General features: G+C 71.1%; 4 protein-coding genes. 3 read left to right on the top strand and 1 reads right to left on the bottom strand.

The annotated features are described in order from the left end of the window. A partial coding sequence (locus tag ABTZ94_RS36470) for a HAMP domain-containing protein (protein ID WP_351207572.1) occupies positions 1-555 on the bottom strand: 555 nt, incomplete at its 3' end. Between the two features lie 219 nt (positions 556-774). On the opposite strand from ABTZ94_RS36470, the gene ABTZ94_RS36465 reads away from it, so the two are divergent. From ABTZ94_RS36465 to ABTZ94_RS36455, 3 genes are read left to right on the top strand one after another with little or no spacing between them, the layout of a single operon-like run. Then, on the top strand, positions 775-1,641 hold the full coding sequence (locus tag ABTZ94_RS36465; RefSeq protein ID WP_351207574.1) for an ATP-binding cassette domain-containing protein: 867 nt from the start codon (positions 775-777) through the stop codon (positions 1,639-1,641). After that, entirely contained in the window at positions 1,638-3,191 is a 1,554-nt protein-coding gene (locus ABTZ94_RS36460) for an ABC transporter permease subunit (RefSeq protein ID WP_351207570.1), read from the top strand. Before ABTZ94_RS36465 ends, ABTZ94_RS36460 begins: the two co-directional genes overlap by 4 nt. Next, positions 3,188-3,964, top strand: a complete 777-nt coding sequence (locus tag ABTZ94_RS36455; RefSeq protein ID WP_351207568.1) for an ABC transporter permease subunit — start codon at positions 3,188-3,190, stop codon at positions 3,962-3,964. The genes ABTZ94_RS36460 and ABTZ94_RS36455 overlap by 4 nt, the downstream gene beginning before the upstream one ends. Positions 3,965-4,045: the final 81 nt, after the last annotated feature.

Genomic DNA, 4,045 nt, shown 5'->3' with positions numbered 1-4,045 from the left:
GGCCAGCGGGGTGCGCAGCTCGTGGGAGGCGTCAGCGACGAAACGCCGCTGCGCGGCGAACGCCTGCTCAAGGCGCTCCAGCAGTCTGTCGATGGTGTCGCCGAGATCCTTCAGTTCGTCGTGCGGCCCGGGGACGGTGAGCCGTTCGTGAAGGCTGTCGGCGGAGATACGGCGGGTGGCCGCGGTCATGACGCGGAGCGGACGCAAGACGCGTCCTGCGGCATACCAGCCCAGCGAGACCGACAGCAGCCCCATCACCGCCAGGCCCACGGCAGAGCCGAGCAGCAGCTGGTGCGCCTGCTGGCTGTGGGCCTGCGCGAGCTGGTGCTCCAAGCTGGCGATTCTCGCCTGTGCGGCGGGCGGGAGCGTGTCAGGGGCTCCGAGGTGGTTGCCCGGGGCGGGGGCTGCCCGGATGGTGCCGCCGGCCACCAGAGCGACCACCGCGAGCATGGCCACGCCCGAGGCCAGGAACAAGCCGACGTACAAGGTGGTGAAACGCCAGCGGACGCTGGGGCGGTGCGCCGACCTTCCGGGAAGGCCCAGCTTCGCTGCCATCGGTCCTCCTTCTTTCTCGCTGTCCGATCAGGCTAGGCGAACCGGCCTAACAGCGGCATGACAGCGTCCGTTCCGCCCGCGTTACCGCCCCGCGCGCAGCGTTGTGGCCGCCATGACCGAACGAATCGAGGGGCGTAAGCGGTGACGACAAAGGACGGCGCCAGGATCGAAGTCGCGAGGCTTCGCAAACGCTTTGGGACGACGCAGGCGCTGGACGGCATGACGTTCACGGTCGAGCCGGGGCGGGTGACGGGGTTCGTGGGCCCGAACGGCGCGGGGAAGTCCACCACGATGCGCGTGATCCTCGGCCTGGACCGGCCCGACCAGGGCAGCACTCTGGTCGGCGGACGCCCCTACCACGAGCTGCGCACCCCTCTCACGCACATCGGGGCGCTGCTCGACGCCGCCGCCGTACAGCCCAGCCGCACCGCCCGGCACCATCTGCTGTGGCTGGCGCACTCCCAGGGACTGCGCGCCGAACGCGTCGAGGAGGTGCTGCGCCAGGCCGGCCTTCAGGACGTGGCGAACCGCAAGGCGGGCGGCTTCTCCCTCGGCATGCGGCAGCGGCTCGGCATCGCGGCCGCCCTGCTCGGTGACCCGCCCATGGTCATGCTGGACGAGCCGTTCAACGGCCTGGACCCCGAGGGCTTCATGTGGATGCGCGGCTTCCTCGCGTCCCTCGCTGCACAGGGCCGGGCCGTGCTGGTCTCAAGCCACCTCATGAGCGAACTGCAGGACACCGCCGACCATGTGATCGTCGTCGGCCGGGGCCGGGTCGTCGCCGACATGAGCGTGCGCGAACTGCTGGAGTCCGTCTCCCACGGCCAGGTCACCCTGCACACCTCCGCACGCAACGACGCCATGACCGTGCTCGCCCGCTCCGGCGCCACCGTCAGCTCCACCGGCCCCGACACCATCAGTGTCACCGGTCTGGCGGCCGAGAACGTCGTCTCGCTGCTCGCCGGCCACGGCGTGCCCTTCTCCGAGGTCTCCTCGCACCGCGCCTCCCTCGAAGAGGCCTACATGGAGCTGACCCGCGACGCCGTGCAGTACCGCGGGGTCATGCCCGAGGAGGCCGGCCGATGACCACCACCCTCACTCCGCCGCGCACCGCCGCGCGGGTCGGCCGCGGCGGCTTCGGCGCGCTGCTGCACGCGGAATGGACCAAGTTCCGGACCGTGCGCGGCTGGTGGATGAGCAGCATCGGTGCCCTTCTCGTCATTTGCCTGGTCGGGCTGCTCGCCACCGCGGCTGGCAACGCGGGCGCCGCCGACGGCAGTTCGTCCCTTCCCGTCGGCCCCGGCGGCGAAGCGGTCAACGACAACTTCTACTTCGTGCACCAGCCGCTCCAGGGCGACGGCACCATCACCGTCGCCGTGACCTCGCTGACCGGTCGGATCGCCACCGACCCCGGCCACAGCAACTCCGGCCTCGCGCCCTGGGCGAAGGCCGGGATCATCGTGAAGGACGGCCTGGAACAGGGCTCGTCATACGCGGCGATCATGGTCACCAGCAGCCACGGCGTGCGGATGCAACACGACTACACCTACGACGTCGCCGGAGCGGCGGGTACGGTCTCCGCGCAGTCGCCGCGCTGGCTCAGGCTGCAGCGCGAGGGCGATGTCCTCACCGGCTACCAGTCGGCGGACGGCAGCAAGTGGACCGAGGTCGGCACCGCCCGCCTCGCGGGGCTCTCCGACACCGCGCAGATCGGGCTGTTCGTGACCTCGCCCTCGGCCGAGCAGTCCACCGGAACCGGCTCCGGCTTCGCCCCCGCCGTGGCCACCGGCACCTTCGACCAGGTCACCCTGGGCGGCAAGTGGACGGAGGGCACCTGGCAGCAACAGCAGGTAGGCGCCGGCGCCGGCGCCTCGGGCAGCTACACCCAGGACACCAAGGGGCAGGCCACCCGGTCCGGCACCGGCTTCACCGTCACCGGAGCCGGAGACATCGCCCCGGTCGTGGGCGGTCCCGCCACCAGCGGCGTGCGGACCATCGAGAACTTCCTCGTCGGCGCGTTCGCCGGGCTCATCATGGTCGTGGTGGTCGCCGCCGGATTCATCACCGTCGAATACCGCCGCGGACTGATCGGCGTCACCCTGTCCGCCAGCCCCCGCCGCGGCCGGGTCCTGGTGGCCAAGGCCCTCGTGACGGGAGCGGTCGCCTTTCTCGCCGGTCTGATCGCCGCCGCCGTCATGGTTCCCTTCGGCGGACAGCGCTCGAAGTCGAACGGCTTCCCGGTGCTCACCGTGCCGTCCGGGACCGAACTGAGGGTCATTGTCGGCTCCGGCCTGCTGCTCGCCGTTGCCTCCGTCTTCGCCCTCGGGGTCGGCACGATCCTGCGGCGCAGCGCCGTCGCCGTCACCGTGGTCGTCGTCGGCATGGTCCTGCCCTACCTGCTCGCCACCGCCTCGGTGCTGCCCGACGGAGCGTCGGAATGGCTGCTGCGCATCACCCCGGCCGCCGGGTTCGCCATCCAGCAGAGCGTCGCACGGTACGACCAGGTGGTCACCGTCTACTCGCCGTCGTCCGGCTACTTCCCGCTCGCGCCCTGGGTCGGCTTCGCGGTCCTGTGCGCCTACGCGGCCGCCGCGTTCGCCGTCGCTGTCGTGCTGCTGCGCCGGAGGGACGTATGAGGCGCGCCTGGTACGCGGAGTGGACGAAGCTCCGCACCGATGTGAGTAACTCCTGGCTGGTGCTGGGCGTGATCGCGCTGACCGTGGCGGTCGGTGCCGCGGTGGCCATGACGTCCCGGTACGACACTACGGGTTGCGGCGGCGACCCAGCGCGGCTGAGCCTGACCGGGGTCATGGTCGGCCAGGTGGCCGTCGCCATCGTTGCCGTCCTGATGGTCGGCAACGAGTACAGCACCGGCATGATGCACACCACCCTCACCGCGATCCCGCAGCGGCTGACTGTCCTGTTCTCCAAGGCCACTGTCCTCACGGCCGTGATGCTGGTGGCCGGAACGGTCTCCGTGCTCGGCTCGTTGCTGATCGGACGGCTGGTCGAGTCCGACCGGGGCTTCACCGAGGCACGCGGCTACACGGCCCTGTCGTTGGCCGACGGGCCCACACTGCGTGCCTCGGCCGGATCCGTCCTCTACCTGATCCTGATCGGCCTGCTGAGCCTCGGACTCGCCCTGGTCGTGCGGAACTCGGCCACCGCGATCGGCATCGTCCTGGCCCTGCTGTTCGTCTTCCCGATCCTCGCCCAGGTCGTCGCCGACCCGGACTGGCAGCGTCACCTCCAGCAGATCTCACCGATGACGGCCGGCCTCGCCGTCCAGGCCACCGTCGACGTCGGCAAACTGCCCATCGGCCCCTGGAAGGGGCTCGGCGTACTGGCCCTCTGGGCGGTTGCCGCCCTCACCGCGGGCGGCTGGCTGCTCCGCTCCCGAGACGCCTGACCGTCTTCCGTCTAGTGCCGCGGCAGGCAACGTTTGCCCGTCAAGGAGCGGCGTCGCGGGGTACCGCCCGCGCGAGCGAAG

Origin of the sequence: Streptomyces sp. NPDC002785 (assembly GCF_040295565.1) — a bacterium.
GTDB lineage: Bacteria > Actinomycetota > Actinomycetes > Streptomycetales > Streptomycetaceae > Streptomyces.
Note: the sequence above shows the minus strand (reverse complement) of the source record. Positions and strands in the feature narration are given on the sequence as shown.

Coding starts and splice junctions, on each gene's coding strand:
- ABTZ94_RS36460 (WP_351207570.1), top strand. CDS start 1,638: ATGACCACCACCCTCACTCCGCCGCGCACCGCCGCGCGGGTCGGCCGC.
- ABTZ94_RS36465 (WP_351207574.1), top strand. CDS start 775: ATGACGTTCACGGTCGAGCCGGGGCGGGTGACGGGGTTCGTGGGCCCG.
- ABTZ94_RS36455 (WP_351207568.1), top strand. CDS start 3,188: ATGAGGCGCGCCTGGTACGCGGAGTGGACGAAGCTCCGCACCGATGTG.